Source organism: Acrocarpospora catenulata (genome assembly GCF_018476525.1).
GTDB lineage: Bacteria > Actinomycetota > Actinomycetes > Streptosporangiales > Streptosporangiaceae > Acrocarpospora > Acrocarpospora catenulata.
This window is the reverse complement of record NZ_JAHCST010000015.1, coordinates 107,630-127,774: the sequence shown is the minus strand read 5'-3', so window position 1 is coordinate 127,774 and position 20,145 is coordinate 107,630. Positions and strand designations below refer to the sequence as shown.

20 protein-coding genes and 2 riboswitches are annotated in these 20,145 nt (G+C 69.2%); of the genes, 4 read left to right on the top strand and 16 right to left on the bottom strand.

What is annotated here, in order from left to right; genetic code table 11:
• Positions 1-291: 291 nt before the first annotated feature.
• Complete coding sequence (locus KIP79_RS18275; protein WP_214106033.1) at positions 292-864, bottom strand: SMI1/KNR4 family protein; 573 nt, start codon at positions 862-864, stop codon at positions 292-294.
• 372 nt (positions 865-1,236) lie between these two features.
• Between KIP79_RS18275 and KIP79_RS18270 the strand changes: the two genes are divergently transcribed.
• Positions 1,237-1,884, top strand: a complete 648-nt coding sequence (locus tag KIP79_RS18270) for a hypothetical protein (RefSeq protein ID WP_214106032.1) — start codon at positions 1,237-1,239, stop codon at positions 1,882-1,884.
• A 40-nt stretch (positions 1,885-1,924) separates the two neighbouring features.
• Here KIP79_RS18270 and KIP79_RS18265 read toward each other — a convergent pair whose 3' ends face one another.
• The 12 genes from KIP79_RS18265 to KIP79_RS18210 all read right to left on the bottom strand — a co-directional run bounded on the left by KIP79_RS18265 (position 1,925) and on the right by KIP79_RS18210 (position 14,222).
• Entirely contained in the window at positions 1,925-3,070 is a 1,146-nt protein-coding gene (locus KIP79_RS18265; protein ID WP_214106031.1) for a thiolase C-terminal domain-containing protein, read from the bottom strand.
• Positions 3,067-3,456: a Zn-ribbon domain-containing OB-fold protein gene (locus KIP79_RS18260; protein WP_214106030.1), complete on the bottom strand. Its 390-nt coding sequence runs from the start codon at positions 3,454-3,456 to the stop codon at positions 3,067-3,069. The genes KIP79_RS18265 and KIP79_RS18260 overlap by 4 nt, the downstream gene beginning before the upstream one ends.
• A complete protein-coding gene (locus KIP79_RS18255) occupies positions 3,453-5,006 on the bottom strand; it encodes an AMP-binding protein (RefSeq protein WP_214106029.1) in 1,554 nt (517 codons plus the stop codon). The genes KIP79_RS18260 and KIP79_RS18255 overlap by 4 nt, the downstream gene beginning before the upstream one ends.
• Positions 5,003-5,377: an acyl-CoA dehydrogenase family protein gene (locus KIP79_RS18250; protein WP_250213406.1), complete on the bottom strand. Its 375-nt coding sequence runs from the start codon at positions 5,375-5,377 to the stop codon at positions 5,003-5,005. Before KIP79_RS18250 ends, KIP79_RS18255 begins: the two co-directional genes overlap by 4 nt.
• A 161-nt stretch (positions 5,378-5,538) precedes the next feature.
• Positions 5,539-6,867, bottom strand: coding sequence for a hypothetical protein (locus tag KIP79_RS18245; RefSeq protein ID WP_214106027.1), 1,329 nt, complete (start codon positions 6,865-6,867; stop codon positions 5,539-5,541).
• Positions 6,868-6,936: 69 nt separating this feature from the next.
• Entirely contained in the window at positions 6,937-8,313 is a 1,377-nt protein-coding gene (locus tag KIP79_RS18240; RefSeq protein ID WP_214106026.1) for an L-serine ammonia-lyase, read from the bottom strand.
• 13 nt (positions 8,314-8,326) lie between these two features.
• The gene (gene gcvH, locus KIP79_RS18235; protein WP_214106025.1) at positions 8,327-8,719 is read right to left on the bottom strand and encodes a glycine cleavage system protein GcvH; all 393 of its coding nucleotides are present in this window, start codon (positions 8,717-8,719) and stop codon (positions 8,327-8,329) included.
• A complete protein-coding gene (gene gcvT / locus KIP79_RS18230) occupies positions 8,716-9,792 on the bottom strand; it encodes a glycine cleavage system aminomethyltransferase GcvT (RefSeq protein ID WP_214106024.1) in 1,077 nt (358 codons plus the stop codon). The genes gcvH and gcvT overlap by 4 nt, the downstream gene beginning before the upstream one ends.
• Positions 9,793-9,824: 32 nt before the next feature.
• Positions 9,825-9,919: riboswitch (glycine riboswitch) on the bottom strand.
• Positions 9,920-10,017, bottom strand: a riboswitch (glycine riboswitch).
• A gap of 11 nt (positions 10,018-10,028) precedes the next feature.
• Positions 10,029-10,757, bottom strand: a complete 729-nt coding sequence (locus KIP79_RS18225; RefSeq protein WP_214106023.1) for a gamma-glutamyl-gamma-aminobutyrate hydrolase family protein — start codon at positions 10,755-10,757, stop codon at positions 10,029-10,031.
• The gene (locus tag KIP79_RS18220) at positions 10,754-11,518 is read right to left on the bottom strand and encodes a 3-oxoacyl-ACP reductase (protein ID WP_214106022.1); all 765 of its coding nucleotides are present in this window, start codon (positions 11,516-11,518) and stop codon (positions 10,754-10,756) included. The genes KIP79_RS18225 and KIP79_RS18220 overlap by 4 nt, the downstream gene beginning before the upstream one ends.
• Positions 11,519-11,526: 8 nt before the next feature.
• Positions 11,527-12,882, bottom strand: coding sequence for an aldehyde dehydrogenase family protein (locus KIP79_RS18215; protein ID WP_214106021.1), 1,356 nt, complete (start codon positions 12,880-12,882; stop codon positions 11,527-11,529).
• Complete coding sequence (locus KIP79_RS18210; protein ID WP_250213435.1) at positions 12,879-14,222, bottom strand: glutamine synthetase family protein; 1,344 nt, start codon at positions 14,220-14,222, stop codon at positions 12,879-12,881. Before KIP79_RS18210 ends, KIP79_RS18215 begins: the two co-directional genes overlap by 4 nt.
• A gap of 130 nt (positions 14,223-14,352) precedes the next feature.
• Here KIP79_RS18210 and KIP79_RS18205 point away from each other — a divergent pair, with 130 nt between their 5' ends.
• The 3 genes from KIP79_RS18205 to KIP79_RS18195 all read left to right on the top strand — a co-directional run bounded on the left by KIP79_RS18205 (position 14,353) and on the right by KIP79_RS18195 (position 16,402).
• Entirely contained in the window at positions 14,353-15,075 is a 723-nt protein-coding gene (locus tag KIP79_RS18205) for a FadR/GntR family transcriptional regulator (RefSeq protein ID WP_214106020.1), read from the top strand.
• 82 nt (positions 15,076-15,157) lie between these two features.
• Positions 15,158-15,910 carry a hypothetical protein gene (locus KIP79_RS18200; protein WP_214106019.1) on the top strand — a complete coding sequence of 251 codons (753 nt, stop codon included), beginning with the start codon at positions 15,158-15,160 and terminating at the stop codon, positions 15,908-15,910.
• A gap of 81 nt (positions 15,911-15,991) precedes the next feature.
• Positions 15,992-16,402: a VOC family protein gene (locus KIP79_RS18195; protein ID WP_214106018.1), complete on the top strand. Its 411-nt coding sequence runs from the start codon at positions 15,992-15,994 to the stop codon at positions 16,400-16,402.
• A gap of 2 nt (positions 16,403-16,404) precedes the next feature.
• Here KIP79_RS18195 and KIP79_RS18190 read toward each other — a convergent pair whose 3' ends face one another.
• Genes KIP79_RS18190 through KIP79_RS18180 form a run of 3 tightly spaced genes read right to left on the bottom strand, consistent with a single transcriptional unit; the run spans position 16,405 to position 19,939 of the window.
• Positions 16,405-17,088: a nucleotidyl transferase AbiEii/AbiGii toxin family protein gene (locus KIP79_RS18190; RefSeq protein WP_214106017.1), complete on the bottom strand. Its 684-nt coding sequence runs from the start codon at positions 17,086-17,088 to the stop codon at positions 16,405-16,407.
• Positions 17,089-17,135: 47 nt separating this feature from the next.
• Positions 17,136-18,662, bottom strand: a complete 1,527-nt coding sequence (locus tag KIP79_RS18185) for a High-affinity nickel-transporter (RefSeq protein WP_214106016.1) — start codon at positions 18,660-18,662, stop codon at positions 17,136-17,138.
• The gene (locus tag KIP79_RS18180; protein WP_214106015.1) at positions 18,659-19,939 is read right to left on the bottom strand and encodes a tetratricopeptide repeat protein; all 1,281 of its coding nucleotides are present in this window, start codon (positions 19,937-19,939) and stop codon (positions 18,659-18,661) included. The genes KIP79_RS18185 and KIP79_RS18180 overlap by 4 nt, the downstream gene beginning before the upstream one ends.
• Between the last annotated feature and the right edge of the window lie 206 nt (positions 19,940-20,145).

The window sequence follows — 20,145 nt, the reverse complement described above, 5'->3', positions numbered from 1 at the left end:
GACACCAGTTGAGGGATCGTCCAGCAGCTTAGCGCGGATCCGCTCCAGTGACGCCGCCGTCAGCGGTCCGTACTGGTTCCGGTGTCTCGCCAGCGCGGTCCTCGTCCATTTCGACGAAGAGCGTCAACCGCCAGAGAATCCCTATATCGCCGCTGAGCAGCGCGGACACGGCAGCGACCGCAGCGACACCACGTACCCGCCCCCGACGAGTATGGAGGGAACGCCCAACCGATAGCGACGCACGACTCCACTCCAGGAATCAGACACGACGGATGACACACCAATCTCTGGTCAGTACGGGTGGCCGCGGAACGCATGCTCCATCAAGTGCCAGAACGACCGGTAGCGTCTCCCGCCGATCGCGGATGTGAGGTCGAGAAACCACGCCTCCCACTCACCGCCGGAGGTGACGACGTACGGATCAAGCAGGTAGATGAGGCCCTCGACGTCTTCGGAAATGTGCAGCGTGTGTGGAATGTGGTCCCCGACTTCGAAGTAATCCGGGTCCTGGGGGGCGTCGTAGTCGAAGAAATAATCGCTGGGCATCTCGCGGATCGGGGTGCCCGGTGGGGGACCCCATTCCGCGAGATGCGGGGCGACGTCGCGAGTCCAGCCGACCTCGGCTATGGGCAACAGGTGAAGACTGGTGCTGGACTGTTCGTCCCAGCCGTTGCTCACCTGGAGAAACTCCCGGTAACTCGGTGGCAGACGCCGACCGAGACGTTCCTCCTGCCGACGGATCTCGGCTTCGCTCGCAGGATCCATGCCCACCCAATCAGGCGGATACGGAAGAGCGTCCGGGCCGGCATAGGCGGTACGGAGACGCTCAGCCCAAGGGTAGCGGGGAGTATCGGGAGCATTCATGGGACACATTCTACGGCAGGTGATCAAGAAGGGCTCACCAGAGAATCCCCCGCGGAGACCGGGAAGTGGCTGACGATGTCAAGAAGACCGGCACTAGCATTCTGTTTGCAGCGAGATCAAGCTGCCGGACAAGCATGAATGGAGTCGGTGCCATGACGGCGAGCGGCCCAGGAGTGAGGGAGGGCCATCAACGGGCTCTCCCTCACTCAGCTACGGGCTAGGGTTCGATCGGCACCCAGAATTGGTTGTCCCCGCTGACCCCGGTAATGGCCTCGTCTGGCCTCTGTATAGTGGGCGAGGGTCTGCCTAATGCAAACGCCTACGAGGGCCCGCAGGCTCATTTAAACTTGCCGGACGAGAACGAGACTTTCCATGGACTTCGCCACCGACCTTCCCTGGCCATTCTGTCTTACCTGGTGCGATGACATAGATGTGACGACCCTGGTATCCGCGCTTCGGGCGGTCCCAACGGATGACGATGAGGAAGGGCGTGCCGCGATCGTCGCGCCTCCCCGTAACGGCTGGACGGAGATCCTCGAACTAACGGCATCCGGATTCTCCTTGACCGCCCAGATAATCGCGCTGAGTCAGAATTCTCGACGAGTGCTCACTGTGTTCTGGGATATCGATGGGAATAATTCGGTCACCTACGCGGTAGGCGGCCGGATCCTCGTCCGCTTCATGCCCGTGATGTTCGATCCTATAACGGCGATGTTCAACGTGAACGACCCCTCGCATCGCCAGGGCCTTGCTCCCGATGCGATCGACCCGCATCTGGAGGGACTCGTATTCGAGAGCGGTTCTCTTGTGCGACATCAGTCGGGCGATACGCCAGGAGAGGAATCCAATGATGGTATTCCCGTCCGGGAGGTCTGGCAGGAGTCGTGCGTCAGAATCGGTGAGCGGCTGACGGGTAATCCATTTGATCTGAACCGCTTCTTCCAGCCCGACGTACGGCTCCTGCGGATTGACTACGATGCACTGTACGAAGAATACGGAGATCCTTACTGTGAGAGTTAACTAGGCGGCAGGGTCCAACATATAAACTCCCGACTGAAAGTCAGAGGGTTCGGGCGCTACCAAGCACCAGTGTGCCTGAGCTCATGAACATGCCGCCCACGCCGGTGACCAGGCTGATGTCCGCGCCGGGGACCTGGGCGGGAGCGGTGCCGCGGACCTGGCGTACTGATTCCTGGATGGCGAACATGCCGTACATGCCGGTGTGGGTGTAGGAGAGGCCGCCGCCGTTGGTGTTCATGGGGAGTGGGCCGCCGGGGGCGGTGTTGCCGTCGGTGATGAAGGCGGGGGCCTCGCCGCGTTTGACGAAGCCGAGGTCTTCCAGGCCGTAGACGGGGACGTGGGCGAAGGCGTCGTAGATCATGAGGTGGTTGACGTCGGCGTGGGTGATCTCGGCTTGGCGCATGGCTGCTGTGCCGCCGCGTTCGATGGCGCGGGAGGAGGTGAGGTCGTGTAGGCCGGCGACGATTGAGGACTCGCTTGATTCGCCTGCGCCCAGTACGTAGACCGGGGCGGCGAAGTCGCGGGCGCGGTCGGCTGAGGTGAGGACCAGGGCGCCGCCGCCGTCGGTGACCAGGCAGCAGTGGAGTAGGTGGATCGGGTCGGCGATGATCGGGGAGGCCAGGACGTCGGCCACGGTGATCGGGTCGCGGAGTTTGGCTCGGGGGTTGCGTGCCGCCCACTGGCGTTGGACCACGGGGACCATGGCGAGTTGTTCTTCGGTCATGCCGTACTGGTGCATGTAGCGGCGTACGCCGATCGGGAAGAGCGCGGGGGCGCCGATGGGGCCGTGTGGGACCTCGAACTGGGCCATGTACGACTGCGGGGCGGGCGCCCATGGGACCATGCCGACGCGGGAGCGTCCGGATTCGCCGTGGGTGATCAGGACGGTGGTACAGAGGCCGGAGGTGATGGCGGCCATGGCGTGGCGGACGTGCAGCATGTACGAGCTGCCCCCGACGTTGGTGCCGTCCAGGTAGTCCGGGACGATTCCCAGGTAGTCGGCCACGTCTACCGGTGATTCTCCCGCCGAGGCGACGCCGTCCACGTCGGCGGGGGTGAGACCGGCGTCGCGGAGGGCGTTGACGGCGGCCTGGGCGTGCAGTTCGAGTGCCGACTTGTCGGGGACCTTGCCGATGCGGTCGGTCTCGGCCGCGCCGACGATCGCGACCTTGCCTCGGAGGCTCATCCGGCCGCCTTCCTCATCCGGAATTTCAGGACATTTCGGTCGCTGCGGGGTTCGAAGAACGCTTCGAGGTCCCCGTCGACGACGGGGTCTCCGGCGATTTCGGCGAACAGTGTGGGGCCCTCGGCCAACCGGACCACCCCGAGTACGTAGGGCGCGTCCTCCTCGAAGCCGGGCGCTGGGCGATGGTTGACCACGTAGGACTCCAGCGAGCCCCGGCCGGAAGCCGGTTCCAGGGTCACCTGGTCGGATGTGCAGAACGGGCAGTAGGCGCGCGGGTAGAGGAAGAACCTCCCGCACGCGCTGCAGCGGGGCACCTTGAGTTCGCCCGCGTCGATGGCTGCGAAGAACGCGGCGGTGTCGGGGGTGGGCAGGGGTAGGGGTTTCACCCGGTTCGTCTCCCGTCGGTCTTCGGCAGCAGGAGGTGTTTGCGGAGTTTTCCGTTGGCCCCGCGCGGGAGTTGCTCCACGATTTCGATGCGCCGGGGCAGTTTGAAGCCGGCGAGGCGCTCCCGGCAGAAGGCGGTGACCTGGTCGTGGAAGCCGGGTGCGGTGGCGCGGTCCCAGGCGGTGGGCTGGATCACCGCGCAGACGATCTCGCCCCACTCCTGGTCGGGTACCCCGATGACCCCGGCGTCGGCGATGTCGGGGTGTTCCAGGAGGGCGGCCTCCACCTCTGCGGGGTAGACGTTGACCCCGCCGGAGACGATCACCTCGGCGGTTCTGCCGAGTAGGAAGAGGTATCCGTCCTCGTCGAGGTAGCCGAGGTCGCCGACGGTGACCCAGCCGTTCACGACGCTGGTTCTGGTCTTCTCGGGGTCGCCTCGGTACTCGAAGGCTCGGGGGCCCATCTCCAGGTAGACACGTCCGCGCTCGCCGGGGGCGAGTTCGTGGTCGTGCTCGTCCATGATCTTTACGGCTGCGCCTGGCTGGGCGCGGCCTACGCTGCCTGGTCTGGCCAGCCATTCGCGGGCGGAGATGACCGTGCCGGCGGCTTCGCTGGCGCCGTAGTACTCGTACACGACCGGGCCGAACCAGTCGATGATGCCGCGTTTGACCGCTGGGGGGCAGGGGCCCGCGCCGTGGATCAGGTTGCGCATGGTGGAGACGTCGTAGGATGCGCGGATCTTGGGGTCGAGGGCGAGTAGGCGGTGCATCTGGGTGGGGACCACGTGTGTGGTGGTCACCCGTTCGCGCTCGATGAGCTGGAGCATTTCGGTCGCGTCGAAGCGTTCCATCAGCACCACTCGGTGGCCCAGGTGGAGGGAGGCCAGGGCCAGGCCGTTCACCGCCGTGTGCGATAGCGGGGAGGTCACCAGGTGGGTGCCGTTCTGGAATGGCTCGACCTCGAACATGCCCAGTTGCCAGGCTGATCCGGCGGCGTAGGCGTCGTCGGGGTCGCCGGTGGCGAGGGGGCGGAGTACGCCTTTCGGGCGGCCGGTGGTGCCGGAGGTGTAGGCCATGAACGCGCCTGGTGCGCGGTCTTCTATCCATTCGCCTGAGTACGGCGCGGCGTCTGCCAGAAGGCGGAAGCCCTCTGCCGGGCCTGTGGCGAACCGCCGTTCCGTCGCGATGGCCGCCTGGTCGAGGGCGGTCCGTACGGTGTCGGCATAGCGGGCAGAGGTCACTACCGCCCCTGGGGTGCAGTCGGCGATGATGTGGGCGATCTCGGGGGCGCTGAGGGCGGTGTTGACCGGGATCAGGTACCACCCTGCCTGGTGGCAGGCGAGTACGGTCTCCAGGGCGGCCACCTCGTTGGCTGCGACCAGGGCGACCCTGTCTCCGTGTTGCAGGCCCAGGTCGCGCAGTAGCCGTGTGATCTGGTTTATCCGGGCCAGCAGTTCGCCTGCCGTGATCGGGGTGCCGTCCGGTTCCACTGCGGCGATGTTTTCTGGAGATCGTCGGGCGATTCGCCAGAATCCCAGTTCTTTCAGGTTCATCGGGCCGTCTCCCGGGCCAGTAGGCGTACGGCGAGGGAGCGGCGGTGCTCCCTGGCGGTGCCGTAGGCGGCCGAGAGGGACATCGCGCGTTTCAGCCAGAACTGGAGGCCGTACTCCAAGGTGAATCCGATGCCGCCGTGCAGTTGGAGTGCCTCCACGTCGGCCGGGCGGGCCGCCTCCCCCGCGTAAGCCTTGGCTACGGCCGCCCGTACGGGGGCGTCCGGGGCGCTGGTGTCGCGGAAGGCGGCGAAGGACGCGGCCTGCGAGAGGTCCACGCCGGTGGCGACGTCGGCCAGTTTGTGCTTGACCGCCTGGAACGACCCGACTGGGCGGCCGAACTGGTGGCGCGTCTTCACGTACGCCACGGTCATGTCGAGCAGCCTCGTACTGACACCGGTAAGCAGACAGGCGGAGCCCGCCACCATCCGGGTCCAAGCCCGTTCCACGGCTGCGGCGTCCTGGCTTACGAGTTGTCCCGTTCCGGTGACTCGATACAGGGGGTAGAGCGGGTCAACCGCATCCTGTCGTTCGACTACGAGTTCGGCTTCGCCGTTGGTTGGCGTGGATCTCCCACCCACCCACCCGTTCTGACCTTCGGTCGGACCCGGCTCCGCCGGGAGGGCGGCCCGCCCACCGGGACGGCCACGTCCGCCGTGTCTGCCGTGCCTGCTGTGCGCGTCATGCCCATGACCGCCATGCGCGCCATGCCCACCAGGGCGGCAAGCAGTATGGCGGCGAGGAAGGGCCCCCGCAGGTAGCCGTACTGCTGGTACCAGCGCAGCCACCCCGCGTAGGGCTCCGCCATGACGGTTTCCCCGGAGGAGCCCTGGTACTCATTGGTCAGTTGCGTGGCTGTGCGGCCGGCGGAGGCGATCTTGTCGTTGAACGGGCCGACCGTGTCGGGGAAGACGTACGCGCTCTGCGGGCCGGGGGAGGGGTAGACGCGGCGTTCCCACTCGAAGGCCCAGAGGGCGTCGCCGAGGCCGGTGAGGAGGAAGTCGATGGGCTGGGTTCGGATGGCCAGGGAGGTGAACTCGGCGGTCAGGGTTTCCTTGTCGGCGCCGCTGCGGATGATCGGTGAGGACGGGTCCCAGATGTAGGAGGGGGCCGACAGCCGGGGGCCGGCTTCGGGGCAGAGGACCGCCACCTCGGGGCGGGGGTTCATGAGGCGGCAGTCGGCGAAGGTCATCGTGCGCGACCAGAGCCAGACGTTGCTGCCGCCCATGCCGTACGAGCCGTAGAAGGCGTGGAACCAGACCGCGTACCCGCCGATCACCACGCCGGCGGCGGCCACCCCGGCGGCGATGGCCCGCCACCCGGCCCGCGCGATCAGCAGCCAGACCACGGCCACCCCGAGCAGCGGCAGCCCGAGGGTACGCGTGATCGTGGCCAGCCCGAGCAGGCCGAGGCCGGCCACCACCGCCCACGGGCCCGGCCGCCAGAGCAGCAGCGCCACGGCCGCCAGGACGAGCACGGTGAAGAGCAGATCGGCCATGATCAGGTGCTCCAGCTGCACCTGGTGCACGTCCAGCAGCACCGGGGCCGCCGCCAGCGCGGCGCCCCAGGCGGGCAGGCGCCGGACCAGCAGCAGGTAGACGGCCACCGCCATGGCCACCCCCAGCAGATGCTGGACGACCACCACCGTCCGCACGTCGCTGAAGAGCCAGAGGAACAGCGAGTACCCCGACGGCCGGGAGGCCAGCGGGCGCAGGTCGATGGCTGAACTCAGATACGCGAACGAGTCCGCCCAGAACCACAGAGCCGGCCGATACCCGAGCACGGCCAGCGCACGCACCGCCAACCCGGCGACCAGCAGAACGCCGAACAACCAGTGCGCGCGCAGCGCCGACACCCGAGACATTCAGACACACCCCAGCGGCGTTCGCGCTATCAAAGACAACCAGCTATCGGTCGCGAGTCCCCGGGCATGTCAGCACTCGATCACATTGACGGCCAGGCCGCCCCGCGAGGTTTCCTTGTACTTGTCCAGCATGTCGCGTCCGGTGTCTCGCATCGTCTTGATCGCCTTGTCGAGGGTGACGAAGTGCCTGCCGTCGCCGCGGAGGGCGATCCGGGCGGCGGCGATCGATTTGATGGAGGCTACCGCGTTCCGCTCGATACACGGGATCTGGACAAGACCGCCGATCGGGTCGCAGGTGAGGCCGAGATTGTGCTCGATGCCGATCTCGGCGGCGTTCTCCACCTGTTCGGGGGTGCCGCCGAGCACCTCGGTGAGCCCGGCGGCGGCCATCGAGCAGGCCGAGCCGACCTCCCCCTGGCAGCCCACCTCGGCCCCGGAGATGGAGGCGTTCTCCTTGAAGAGCACGCCGATCGCCCCGGCGGTGAGCAGGAAACGCACCACGCCCTCGTCGTCGGCCCCGGGCACGAACCGGGTGTAGTAGGAGAGCACGGCGGGCACGATCCCGGCCGCCCCGTTGGTGGGCGCGGTGACGATGCGCCCGCCCGCCGCGTTCTCCTCGTTGACGGCCAGGGCGAAGAGCGTCACCCAGTCCATGGCCTGGAGCGGGTCCTTCTTGGCCGGCTCGCTCTGCAGCCGCCGGTGCAGCTGGTGGGCCCGGCGCTTGACCTTGAGCCCGCCGGGCAGCACACCCTCCTTGGTCGACCCGCGCCGCACGCTCTCGGCCATCACCTGCCAGAGCCGGATCAGGCCGTCCTTGATCTGCCGCTCGTCCCGGCCGAAGGCGCGCTCGTTCTCCAGCATCAGGCCGGAGATGGACAGGCCGGTCTCGGCGCAGTGGGCGAGCAGCTCGTCGGCCGTGGTGAACGGGTACGGCAGCACGGTGTCGTCCGGTTTGATGCGGTCGGCGCCGGTGGCGTTCTCGTCCACCACGAAGCCGCCGCCGACCGAGTAGTAGACCTTCTCGCGGAGCGTCTCGCCCTCGGCCGTACGGGCGGTGAAGCGCATGCCGTTCGGGTGGTGCGGAAGCGAGATCTTCCGCTCGAACACCAGATCCCGGCCGACCGTGAACGGGATGGCATGCTCGCCGAAGAGACGGAGCGTGCCGGACTCGCGTATCTCGGCGAGCCGGGGTTCCACGGTGTCCACGTCCACCGTCTCCGGCTTCTCGCCGGACAGGCCGAGCAGGACCGCCTTGTCGCTGCCGTGGCCCTTTCCGGTCAGGCCGAGCGAGCCGTACAGAATGACCTGGACGGACGCGGTCTTCTCCAGCAGGCCGTCCTGACGCAGGCCGCGGGCGAACTTGTGGGCGGCGGCCATCGGGCCGCCCGTGTGGGAACTGGACGGCCCGATCCCGATTTTGAAGAGGTCGAAGACGCTGATCGCCATGGGAACCGCTGGATCAGGCGTTCTCACCCGCGGTGAGGGTGGCGTACTCCTCGGCGGTCAGCAGGTCGGACGGCTCGCCGTCCACCCGGACCCGGAAGAGCCAGCCCTCACCGTACGGGTCGGAGTTGACCAGGGAGGGGTCGTCCACGACGGCCTGGTTGGTCTCCACCACCTCGCCGCTCACGGGCGAGTAGATGTCGCTCACCGACTTGGTGGACTCCACCTCGCCCACCGCGTCACCGGCCGCCACCGTGTCGCCCGCCTCGGGGACCTGCACATACACCACGTCACCGAGCGCGTTGGCGGCGTAGTCGGTGATGCCGACCGTGACCGTCAGCCCGTCCTCCAGGCCGGCGACCCACTCGTGTTCCTTCGTGTAGCTCAGCTCGTTGGGGATGGTGCTCACTTCTTCCTCCTGTAGAAAGGCAGGTCAACGACGTCGACCGGTTCCCGGGTGCCGCGGATGTCCACCGCCAGACCGCCATTTTCCGGCACTGCGGCCGCAACGTACGCCATCGCGATCGGCTTGCCCAGCGACGGGGACGGCGCGCCGCTGGTCACCTCGCCGACGACGGTGCCCGCCTCGTCCACCACGGCGTACCCGTGCCTGGGCACTCGACGCCCCCGCGCGACCAGCCCCACCAGCCGCTCCGGCGGCGACTGCCGCGCGGCCAGCGCCGTTTTCCCGACAAAGTCCCCTTTTTTGTCAAATTTCACGACTCGGCCGAGGCCGGCGTCGAAGGGGGTGCGGTCGGCGGTGAGCTCGTTGCCGTACAGCGGCATGCCGGCCTCCAGCCGCAGGGTGTCCCGGGCCGACAGCCCGACCGGCCGTGCGCCCGCCTCGGTCAGGGCGTTCCACACCGGTACGGCGTCCGCGTTCGCGACGAACAGCTCGAAACCATCCTCACCGGTGTACCCGGTACGGGCGATCAGCGCCTGCACGCCCGCCACCACCCCCGGCAGCCCGGTGTAGTACCCGAGCCCGGGAAGATCCGCGTCGGTGAGCGTGGCCAGCAGCTCCTGGGCGCGCGGCCCCTGCACGGCGACCAGCGCGTACTCGCCGGACCTGTCGGTCACCTCGGCCTGGTACGGCGCCGCCCGCTTGATCAGCTCGCCCGCCACCCGGTCGGCGTTGGCGGCGTTGGGGACCACCAGGAACTCCTCGGCGGCCAGCCGGTAGACGATCAGGTCGTCCAGCACGCCGCCGTCCGGCGCGCAGATCATCGTGTACCTGGCCCGGCCGGGCTGAAGCGCGCCTGGCTCGCCCACCAGGGCGTAGTCGAGCGCCGCGCCCGCCTCGGGACCGGTGACGAAGACCTCCCCCATGTGGGACAGGTCGAAGAGGCCGGCCGCGGTCCGCACGGTGGTGTGCTCGGCGGACTCGCTGCCGTACCGGAGCGGCATCAGCCACCCGGCGAAGTCGACGAGGGTGGCGCCCAGGCTCTGGTGAACCTCGTAAAGCGGAGTATGTCGGGACATGAGTGCACCTCAGGCAAGGTCGGATGCCAGCATCCTCCCCCTCTGTCATGGGTGCCTGAGAGCTTCGCCCGGATCTTGTCCGGACTTTCACCTTCGGCGAGGCGCGGGCCTGCTTTCCAGAGGTCACCTGGCCCGCACGGTCCTTTGCCTTGAGAGGTTCGCGGGGAGGGCTTGCTCCTTCAGGGGACCTGGCCGGATGCCAGGCCGCTCTCCCGCGCGGGATCACTGGTGTTCGGTCAGCCTATCGGCCCGGCCCCGGCCCGCGAAAGCTGGCGCGACGCTCGGTACGACCGGGCGAGCGCGACCAGCGCGTCGAAGAGCGGCCCGTCCTGGTCCACTTCGGGGTGCCACTGCACGGCCGCCACCCGCCGGTTCAGCCGGACCGCCTCGATCGTGCCGTCCTCGGCGGTGGCCGTGACCGTGAGGCCCTTGCCCAGGCGGTCGATGCACTGGTGGTGGTAGTGGGCGGGGGTGATCTCCTCCGCTTCGTAGAGCGTGGCCAGGGCGGGCGAGAGCCTTACCGGCAGGCGGCCGAACTGCCCCGGGGCCGGGGAGTGGCCCAGGTGGCCCACCACGTCCGGCACATGCTGGTGCAGGGTGCCGCCCAGGGTCACGTTCAACACCTGGAGCCCCCGGCAGATGCCCAGGAGCGGCAGGTCCTCCTCCAGCGCCGCCCGAACCAGCCCGAACTCCGCGTCATCCCGAAATTTCCGGATCTGGGAGGTCGTGGGGTGGGGGTCGGCGGCGTACCGGGCCGGATCGACGTCGCCGCCCCCGGCGAGGATCAACCCGTCCAGCCGATCCACCAGACCCGCCGGCGCCCCGGCGGGCGGCAGCAGCACCGGCTGCCCACCCGCCCGCTCCACCTGCCGGACATAGTCGTACGGCAACAGCGCCGTCTTCTGCTCCCACACCGTGTACGCCGCCGGTTCGACGTAACAGGTGATCCCGATCACCGGCCTCATAGCGGCGTAACGTAGGCCCCGGAGATCCCGCCGTCCACGAGAAACTCCGCACCGGTGATGAAAGAGGCGTCGTCGGAGGCCAGGAAGGCCACCGCAGCGGCGATCTCCTCCGGCCGGGCGAACCGGCCCATCGGCACGTGTACCAGGCGCCGCTGCGCCCGCTCCGGATCCTTGGCGAACAGCTGCATCAGCAACGGCGTGCTCACCGGCCCCGGGCAGAGCGCGTTCACCCGGATCCCCTCCCTGGCGAACTGCACGCCCAGCTCCCGGCTCATCGCCAGCACCCCGCCCTTGGAGGCGGTGTAGGAGATCTGCGAGGTCGCGGAACCCAGCACCGCCACGAACGAGGCGGTGTTGATGATCGACCCCTTGCCCTGCCGCTGCATGTACGGAATGACGTGCTTGCAGCACAGGTACACGCTGGTCAGGTTCACCTCCTGGACCCGCCGCCAGGCGTCGATCCCGGTGACCAGGATGGAGTCGTCGTCGGGCGGGGAGATCCCGGCGTTGTTGAACGCGATGTCCACGCTGCCGTAGGCGTCGAAGGCTGCCCGGAACATGGCGATGACGTCGGCCTCGCTGGTCACGTCCGCCCGCACGAAGAGCCCGCCGACCTCGGCCGCGGCCTCGGCGCCCGCCGCCTCGTCCAGGTCGGCCAGCACCACCTTGGCCCCCTCCTCGGCGAACCGCCGCGCGGTGGCCAGCCCGATGCCGCTGGCCCCACCGGTGATGACGGCGACCCGGTCCTGCAAACGCTGCATGTGTGCTCTCACTCCGATGCGAAGAAGTCGTTCGACGAAAAAAAGACGTTCTTGGTCTCGGTGAACGCGGCGAGTGCGTCTGGGCCGAGTTCCCGGCCAAGGCCGGACTGTTTGAAGCCGCCGAACGGCGTCCAGTACCGGACGCTGGAGTTGGAGTTGACCGAGAGGTTCCCCGCCTCCACCGCCCGCGCCACCCGCAGCGCCCGGCCCAGATCCCGGGTCCAGATCGACCCGGACAACCCGTACGCCGTGTCGTTGGCGATCCGGATCGCCTCGGCCTCGCCGTCGAACGGGACCACCGAGACGACCGGTCCGAAGACCTCCTCGTGGAAGGCCCGGTCCTGGTCGCCGGTGAGCACCGTGGCCGGGAACCAGAAACCCGGCCCGGCCGGGCAGGCGCCCTGGAAGTACGGCTCGGTGACGTAGGAGGCCACCCGGGCCCGGTGCTCGGCGCTGATCAGGGGGCCCATCGCGGTGCCGGGGTCGTGCGGGTCGCCCACCTTCAGGCCGGCGACCTCCGCCGTGAGCCTGGCCAGGAATTCCTCGTGAACGGAACGCTCCACCAGGATCCTGGACCGCGCGCAGCAGTCCTGGCCGGAGTTGTCGAAGACCGCCATGGGGGCGGCGCGGGCGGCCTTGTCCAGGTCGGCGTCGGCGAAGACGATGTTGGCGCTCTTGCCGCCCAGCTCCAGGGTGACCCGCTTGACCTGCCCGGCGGCCTTGGCGGCGATCTCCTTGCCGACCTCGGTGGAGCCGGTGAAGACGATCTTCCCCACGTCGGGATGGTCGACCAGACGGGCCCCGGCGACCTCCCCCACTCCAGGCAGGACCTGGAGCACCCCCTCGGGGAGGCCGGCGGCCAGGGCCAGCTCCGCCAGCCGCAGCGCGGTCAGCGGGGTGTACTCGGCCGGTTTCACGATCACCGTGTTCCCGGCCGCCAGCGCCGGCGCCACCCCCCAGGTCATGATCACCATGGGGAAGTTCCACGGCACGATCACCCCGACCACGCCCAGCGGTTCCTGGAAGGTCACGTCGATTCCGCCGGGCACCGGGATCTGCTTGCCGTGGTTGCGCTCCGGCGCGCCCGCGTAGAAGTGCAGCACGTCGCGGACGTTGCCCGCCTCCCAGCGCGCGTTGCCCACGGTGTGGCCGGCGTTGGTGATCTCCAGCTGGGCCAGCTCCTCGGCGTGCTCCTCCACCTGCCGGGCGAAGGCCCGCAGCAGGCGCGCCCGGTCCCCGGGCGCCACCTCCCGCCAGGCGCGGAAGGCCTGCCTGGCCCGGGCCACCGCCCGGTCGACCTCGGCGGCGTCGGCCGCCTCGATCTCGGCCAGAACCTCCTCGGTGGCCGGATTGACGATCTTCACAGCCGTTCGAACCCCCGATACATCTCCCAGTCGGTGACCGCCGCGTCGAAGGCGGCCAGCTCCACCCGGGCGTAGTTGCCGTAGTGGTCCACCACATCCTGCCCGAACGCCGAGACCGCCAGCTCCGACCTGTGGAAAAGTTCCAGCGCCTCCCGCAGCGTGCTCGGCACCCGCTCGGCATCGGACACGTAGGCGTTCCCGGCGAACGCCTCCTCAAGCGGCAGCTCCTCCTCGATGCCCTTGAGCCCGGCCGCCACCAGCGCCGCCACCGACAGGTACGGGTTGACGTCCCCGCCGGGCACCCGGTTCTCCACCCGGAGCGAGGGACCGTGGCCGACCAGGCGGAAGGAGCAGGTGCGGTTGTCGATGCCCCATTTGACGGCGGTGGGGGCGAAGGAGCCCTCGACGAACCGCTTGTAGGAGTTGATGTTGGGCGCGTAGAAGAGGGTGAGCTCGCGCAGCGCCGCGAGTTGCCCGGCGATGAAGTGCTCGCCGATCTTGGACAGGCCGTGCGGCCCGTCACCGGCCATCACCGGGGTGCCGTCATCGTCCCTTAACGAGATGTGGATGTGGCAGGAGTTGCCCTCGCGCTGGTTCGGCTTGGCCATGAAGGTGATCGACTTACCCTCCTGGGACGCGATCTCCTTGGCGCCGTTCTTGTAGATGCTGTGGTTGTCACAGGTGGTCAGGGCGTCGGCGAAGCGGAACGCGATCTCGTGCTGGCCCAGGTTGCACTCGCCCTTGGCCGACTCCACGTACAGTCCGGCGCCCTCCATGCCCAGCCGGATGCGGCGCAGCAGCGGCTCGATCCGGGCGGTGCCCATCAGCGAGTAGTCCACGTTGTAGAGGTTGGTGGGGTTCATGTCGCGATACCCCTTCTGCCACGCCTGCTCGTAACTGTCGTTGTAGACGCAGAACTCCAGCTCGGTCCCGACGTACGCGGTCCAGCCGCGCTCGGCCAGGCGGGCCAGCTGGCGGCGGAGGATCTGCCGGGGCGAGGCCGTCACGTCCGAGCCGTCCTCCCAGACCAGGTCGCCCAGGAGCAGCGCGGTGCCCTCGTGCCACGGGATCCGGCGGAGCGTGTCCAGGTCGGGGCGCATCACGAAGTCGCCGTAGCCGCGCTCCCAGGAGGACATCGCGTACCCGCCGACGGTGTTCATCTCGACGTCCACGGCGAGCAGGTAGTTGCAGCCTTCGGCGGCGTGCCCGAGGACCTCCTCCAGGAAGTACCGCGCGGCGAGTCGTTTGCCCTGGAGCCGCCCCTGCATGTCGGTGACGCCCAGCAGCACGGTGTCGATCCGGCCGGCCTCGGCTTCCACCCGAAGCTGCTCCACAGTCAGCACGCGCGGGTCCTTTCTAAAAGTCTGGAATCAGACCAATGGAGGCATGCAAGCACCCGCCCCGGCGGCTCGTCAACTGCGGATTGGGCTAATCTTGGACCATTTGGAGGGAGTTCCTGGGAGGTGACCCATGAGTGAAACTCCGCTCCTTCCGTTACTCCGCCCGGTACGTGCCGGCAACGCCTTCGAGGAGACCGTCGAACGCCTGCTCCAGGCCATCAAGCTGGGCGTGGTCCCGCACGGGGCGCGTATGCCGCCGGAACGGGAGCTCGCCGCCCAGCTCGGCATCAGCCGGGTGACCCTGCGCGAGGCCATCCGCGCCCTCCAGGAGGCCGGTTACCTCGACGTGCGCCGCGGCCGGTACGGCGGCGCCTTCGTCGTCTACCAGCCCCCCCACCCCAGCCAGGGCGCGCTCCGCCAGGTCGTGAACGCGATGGGCCAGAGCGAGCTGGAGGACGCCCTGATGTTCCGGATGGCCGTGGAGTGCGGAGCCGCCCAGGTGCTCGCCGACACCGAGCTCACCCCCGAGCAGGCGGCCCTGCTCCGGCGCCGCCTGGCCGAGGTGAACGAGGCGGGCCCGGGCGACTACCGGCGCCTGGACACCGCCTTCCATCTGTGCATCGCCGAGCTGACCGGCTCCTCGCTGCTCGCCGCCGCCTGCGCCGACGCCCGGCTGCGGGTCACCGACCTGCTCAACGCCATCCCCATGATCGGCTTCAACATCCAGCACTCGGCCGCCCAGCACGCCGCCATCGTCGCCGCCATTCTGGACCGCGACCCCGACCGCGCGCGTCAGGCCGTGGCCGAACACCTGGAGGGCACCGCGGCGCTGCTCCGCGGGTTCCTGGCGTAGGTACCATCGGGTTCCGGGCTAAACGCGGTGTTTGTCGCGATCGGGGGTTTTCGGGGTCATAAGGGTTTTCAAGGCTTTTGACATGGGCGAACTCTTCCAGCGCGGCATCATCGACACGCAACGGCTCCCGCTCTTCGCCTTCTTCGTGGCACTGATCGTCGCCTTCGTCTTCACCCGGATCAACGTCCGTCTGATCCGGGCCAACACCCGCTGGTGGTTCAAGAACGTCAATGTCGGCGCGATGCACATCCACCACGTGGTGTTCGGAGTGGTGCTGATGCTGCTCGGCGGGGTGGCGAGCCTGATCGTGTCGGGGCTGTCGGTCGGCTGGCACGTCGTCGCCGCCGCCGTCTTCGGGGTCGGCTCGGCCCTGGTGCTCGACGAGTTCGCGCTCATTCTGCACCTGCGCGACGTCTACTGGTCGGAGGAGGGCCGCACCTCGGTGGACGCCGTGTTCATCGCGGTGGCCGCCACCGGGCTGCTGCTGGTCGGCCGCCGCCCGCTGGACTTCCACCCGACCGTGCTGGTGGACTGGGCGGGAGCCGGCTTCCTGGTGCTCAACCTGCTGTTCGCGGTGGTCACCCTGCTCAAGGGCAAGATCTGGAGCGGCCTGCTCGGGCTGTTCGTGCCGGTCTTCGGGTACGTCGGGGCGCTCCGGCTGGCCCGGCCCGGATCGCCGTGGGCGCACTGGTTCTATTCGCCCCGGGCAAGACGCCCGAAACCCGGCAAAATGGCGCGGGCCGTTCGCCGGGAGGACCGGTGGCGGCGGCCGGTCATCAGAGCCAAGATCTCTTTTCAGGAATTCGTCTCAGGACGGCATGATCTTTCCTGTTGAGGGCAGCTGTTTACCCACGTTTCATTGTTGACGTTCCGGGCGCTCTGAAAAGATTGGGCGAGTCACGAAAGGATGATCTAAATGCCATCTCGTCTCAATCCGTATATCTCCTTCGACGGCAACGCCCGCGAGGCCATGGAGTTCTACCAGGGCGTCTTCGGCGGCGAACTCGCGATGAACACCTTCGGCGACTTCGGCACCGTCGACGACGACCTGGCGAGCAAGGTCATGCACGCCATGCTGGAGACCCCCAGCGGGTTCACCCTGATGGGCTCCGACACCGCGCCCGGCTTCGAGCACAACCCCGGCAACAACATCACCATCAGCCTCAGCGGCGACGACGGCGACGAACTCCGCGGCTACTGGGACCAGCTCTCCGAGAGCGGGAGCGTGACCATGCCGCTGGAGAAGCAGATGTGGGGCGACGAGTTCGGCCAGTGCGTCGACCGGTACGGCATCGCCTGGATGGTCAACATCGGCCAGCCGCGCTGACCCTATTCGTAGCTGTCGATGTCGGCCTCTTCGGCCAGGCGCATAGAGAGATCCTCGTACCAGAGCAGGGCGAAACGGCGGACCTTGGTGGCCTGCTCCTTGTCCAGGCCGTACTCCGCGTACGCCTCGTCGTCGTAGATCTGGGCCGTCTCCAGCTTGAAGGCGAGCTCCTGCGGGTTGAACCCGTCCTCGAACAGGGCGCCCAGGCGCTCCAGGTCGGGGAAGGCGTACCACTCGCTGACGGCGGCCACATCGATCAGGTCGCGGGGGAGGGCGCGGTTGAGCACCGCGCCCACCTTCATGCCCACGATGTCGTCCAGGTCGGCCACCGGGTGGTCGTCGATGATCACCGGCGGCCGTTGCAGCGGCTCCTTCAGCAGGTTCACCGGGCAGGACTGTTCGGTGACCGGCTCCGAGGCGATCATCCTGGCCACCAGCGGGGTTCCGGGACGCTGCTTGACGTCAAGACCGTCCGCGCGCAACCGGTCCGCCACGCCGTCGGCTATGTCGCCCAGCGGCGTCTCGCTGACCGTGACGAAGTCCAGACCCCTGCTCGGCCGATCCACCAGCCCGTGCGCGCGCAGCGCGTAAGCCCCGGTCAGGCAGAGCCCGTATCCGGGCTCCGCGTCGAACACCAGGTCGAGAACCCTCTGGTAGAAGGGTGCCAGGGGCGTACGGGCCGTCATAAGTTCAGTATGCCCGCGTAGTGGATCTGTCGCCGAACGCACGCCCTTTACAGCGCCCCGGTGATCGACCGTACGGCCAGGCCGAGGCCGAGCACCACGACGACCAGCGCGGTGCCCGCCGGGGCGAGCGCGGAGATCCGGGCCGGCAGGCCGCCGCGGACCGCCGTCAGCCGGTCGAGCCTGCCGGCCAGCTTGACGAGCAGCAGTCCCGTGGCGGTCAGCGTGGCGGCCATGCCCAGTCCGTACGCGGCGACCAGGCCCACGCCGAACCAGGTACGGCCCAAAGCGATCGCGCCCAGCAGCACGATGAGCGCGGAGGGGCTGGGGACGAGGCCACCCGCCACTCCCATGCCGATGAGCCCCGACCGGCGGGTCTTCTTCTCCGCCACCTCGTGGTGGTGGTGTTCCCGCTCAAGAACCAGCACCGCTCCGGTGGCGTGCTCCTGCCCGGCTGCGTGGGTGTGGTGCCCGTGCCCATGCCCGTGCCCATGTCCGTGCCCATGTCCGTGACCGGTGGGGGTGTCGCCCTTGACTGCGGTCCACAGCATGCGGGCGCCGATCGCCATGATGAGCAGGCCGCTCGCCAGGCCCAGCCAGCCCAGCAGGGAGTCCCCGGTCAGCGCGGAGAAGGCGCTGAGCAGGAGGCCCACGGTCAGCACCCCCACGGTGTGGGTGGCGGTGACGGTCACACCGACCAGCAGCGCGTCCCGGGGGCGGCCCCGGCGACCGGCCAGGTAGGCGGCCATGATGGTCTTGCCGTGGCCGGGGATCAGCGCGTGCCCCGCGCCGAGCACGGCGGCCAGCAGCACGGCGAGCAGGCCGAGCGGGACCGTCAGCGACTCGGCCCCGACCAGGCCGGTGAAGGCGCGGTCCAGCCCGGCCAGCCAGTCGCCGATCGGCCCGGGAGCCGTGATGCCGGGCAGGGCCACCCCGGTGCCCGGCAGTTCGCCGTCCGGGTTGACGGTGAGGGAGGCCGAGCGCTGGTCGAGCGGGGAGGCGAGCAGGTCGTCCGGGTAGGTGCGCAGCTCGTCGGTGATGCTCGTGCTGGGGAGGCCGGTGGGCGTCAGCCGTACCGTGTCGGAGGCGACGGTGAGTTCGCGCCAGCCGAGGCGGTCGGCGAGGAAGGTGTCGGCGAACTCGATCGTGCCCGCCGGGGCGGTGGCGGCGACCAGGGAGCAGGTCAGGCGGCTGGTCTTCAGGCCGCCCTGGCCGGGGTGGTAGGTGAACTCCGCGCCCACCAGCCGCCAGGGGGCGGCGGCGCCGTTCACGGTGAGGGTCTGGGCGGCGATCAGGCCGGCGCACTCGGCGTCGGCGTGGGCGCTTGCCTCGGCGGGCGAGACGCTGCCCGAGGCGTCGGTGTCGATCGCCGGTTCGGCCTGGAGGGTGGGGAGTTCGGCGGCGTCCACCACCGCCGTGTTCTCCAGCCGGTCCGCGTACAGGCGCAGGCCGTTGTAGTGGTTGACGGTGAAGTTGCCCAGCGGGTGCGCCTGGGCGACGGCCGGGGCGCCGAGCAGGAGCGCCAGCGTGGCCAGCAGCCCCCCGCCGATCCGGGCGAGGGTTCGGGTGGCGATCATGAGAACCTCTGGAGAGCGGGGAGCTTCGGGGTGAAGCGCGGGTTGTACGTCCTGACCAGGGCGGCGGCGTCCGAAGAGCGGCCGAGGGCCTTCTCGATCTCGGCCCGGTGGTGGGCGAAGAGCGCGTTCCGCCAGCCGGTGGCGGCGGCCTGCTCCGCGTACGGCAACGCCTCGGCCGACCTGCCGTCCCGGTGCAGGGCCCAGGCCAGGGCGTCGGCGGCGACCAGGTTGGGGTTGCGGGCGTACTCGGCCCTGGCGTACTCGACGGCCTTGGCGGGGGAGCCGTGGTCGGCCTCGTACTCCGCCCAGGTGAGGTCGTCGTGCACGCCGTTGGCGCGCATCAGGTCCCGCTGGGCGGTCAGCAGCCGCCACTGGGGGGCGGCGTCCCGGCCGAGGAGTTCCAGCACCTCGCCGTACTCGACCAGGTACTGGGCCAGCGGCAGGCGGCCGGTCACCTCGGCGTACCGCGCGGCCGCGCCGGTCAGGTCGCCGGCCAGGGCGGCGGTGCGGGCCAGCCCGGCCTGCGCGGGGACGAAGGCGGGGTCGGCGGCGACGGCCAGCTCGTAGCGCCTGCGGGCCTCGTCGAGGTCCCCGGCGTGCAGGGCCAGCTCGCCCAGGTAGTTCTGGCAGAAGGCGACGTCGGCGGGGAGGTAGGCGTCGCGGAGCGCGTACTCCAGCATGCGGCGCGCGGTCACCTGGTCCCCGTGTATCTCGGCGTCGTAGGAGGCCCGCGTGAAGGAGGAGACACCCGGGGCGAGCTCCATCATCCTGGTGATCGCCTCGCTGGCCTGGGAGTACGCGCCGAGCTGGGTGTGCGCGTCGGCCAGCACGCCGTAGGCGAGGGAGCCGTAGGGGTTGGCGGCCACGGCCTCCTCGGCGTATCGCACGGCGGCGGCGAAGTCGTGCCGCCCGGCGGCCAGCGTCGCCTGCGCGGTGAGCCCGGCGAACCCGTCCGGCCGCAGCGCCAGCGACCGCGCCACCGCCTGCTCGGCCTTCGGGTAGTACGAAGGATCCCCGGAAATCCGGGCCTGCTGCACGTAGGCCGAGCCGAGCGCCCCCCAGGCACCATCGTCCTTGGGCAGCCGCCGCAGCCGTTCCTGGAGAGCGGGGATCGATCCGGGCGCCCCCACCGCCACGGCGGGCGCCGCGGGCTGCGGGATGTTCTCGGTCGACGCGGGAATCAGGGTCGCGCCCGCAGTGAGGACGATTGCCGCGAAGAAGGCCCCCGCAACGACGGTGGCCGCACGCCTAGGCGACTTAACGGATATTTCCGACATTGCGAGGGTCTCCTTTCTGGGTCCGAATATGGGCAACCGCCGCACCATTAGTCGTATGTTTCGGCTTGGCCGCGCCTGTGTCTGGACTGACGGAGCGGCGGGAGCGCAGCGACCAGAGCGGAGGAGGGAAGACACAGGCTCCCCGGCGGCCAAGCCCGCCGATCCGAAGGATCGGCAAATGACACAGCGTCGCCGCCACCCCCACC

What these genes read in the sequence shown, in the direction of transcription:
- KIP79_RS18200 (WP_214106019.1), top strand. Translation starts at nt 15,158, where the DNA reads ATGGGCGAACTCTTCCAGCGCGGCATCATCGACACGCAACGGCTCCCG.
- gcvT (WP_214106024.1), bottom strand. Translation starts at nt 9,792, where the DNA reads ATGTCCCGACATACTCCGCTTTACGAGGTTCACCAGAGCCTGGGCGCC.
- KIP79_RS18240 (WP_214106026.1), bottom strand. Translation starts at nt 8,313, where the DNA reads ATGGCGATCAGCGTCTTCGACCTCTTCAAAATCGGGATCGGGCCGTCC.
- KIP79_RS18195 (WP_214106018.1), top strand. Translation starts at nt 15,992, where the DNA reads ATGCCATCTCGTCTCAATCCGTATATCTCCTTCGACGGCAACGCCCGC.
- KIP79_RS18205 (WP_214106020.1), top strand. Translation starts at nt 14,353, where the DNA reads ATGAGTGAAACTCCGCTCCTTCCGTTACTCCGCCCGGTACGTGCCGGC.
- KIP79_RS18245 (WP_214106027.1), bottom strand. Translation starts at nt 6,867, where the DNA reads ATGTCTCGGGTGTCGGCGCTGCGCGCGCACTGGTTGTTCGGCGTTCTG.
- KIP79_RS18250 (WP_250213406.1), bottom strand. Translation starts at nt 5,377, where the DNA reads ATGACCGTGGCGTACGTGAAGACGCGCCACCAGTTCGGCCGCCCAGTC.
- KIP79_RS18275 (WP_214106033.1), bottom strand. Translation starts at nt 864, where the DNA reads ATGAATGCTCCCGATACTCCCCGCTACCCTTGGGCTGAGCGTCTCCGT.
- KIP79_RS18190 (WP_214106017.1), bottom strand. Translation starts at nt 17,088, where the DNA reads ATGACGGCCCGTACGCCCCTGGCACCCTTCTACCAGAGGGTTCTCGAC.
- KIP79_RS18225 (WP_214106023.1), bottom strand. Translation starts at nt 10,757, where the DNA reads ATGAGGCCGGTGATCGGGATCACCTGTTACGTCGAACCGGCGGCGTAC.
- KIP79_RS18180 (WP_214106015.1), bottom strand. Translation starts at nt 19,939, where the DNA reads ATGTCGGAAATATCCGTTAAGTCGCCTAGGCGTGCGGCCACCGTCGTT.
- KIP79_RS18185 (WP_214106016.1), bottom strand. Translation starts at nt 18,662, where the DNA reads ATGATCGCCACCCGAACCCTCGCCCGGATCGGCGGGGGGCTGCTGGCC.
- KIP79_RS18270 (WP_214106032.1), top strand. Translation starts at nt 1,237, where the DNA reads ATGGACTTCGCCACCGACCTTCCCTGGCCATTCTGTCTTACCTGGTGC.
- KIP79_RS18255 (WP_214106029.1), bottom strand. Translation starts at nt 5,006, where the DNA reads ATGAACCTGAAAGAACTGGGATTCTGGCGAATCGCCCGACGATCTCCA.
- KIP79_RS18265 (WP_214106031.1), bottom strand. Translation starts at nt 3,070, where the DNA reads ATGAGCCTCCGAGGCAAGGTCGCGATCGTCGGCGCGGCCGAGACCGAC.
- KIP79_RS18220 (WP_214106022.1), bottom strand. Translation starts at nt 11,518, where the DNA reads ATGCAGCGTTTGCAGGACCGGGTCGCCGTCATCACCGGTGGGGCCAGC.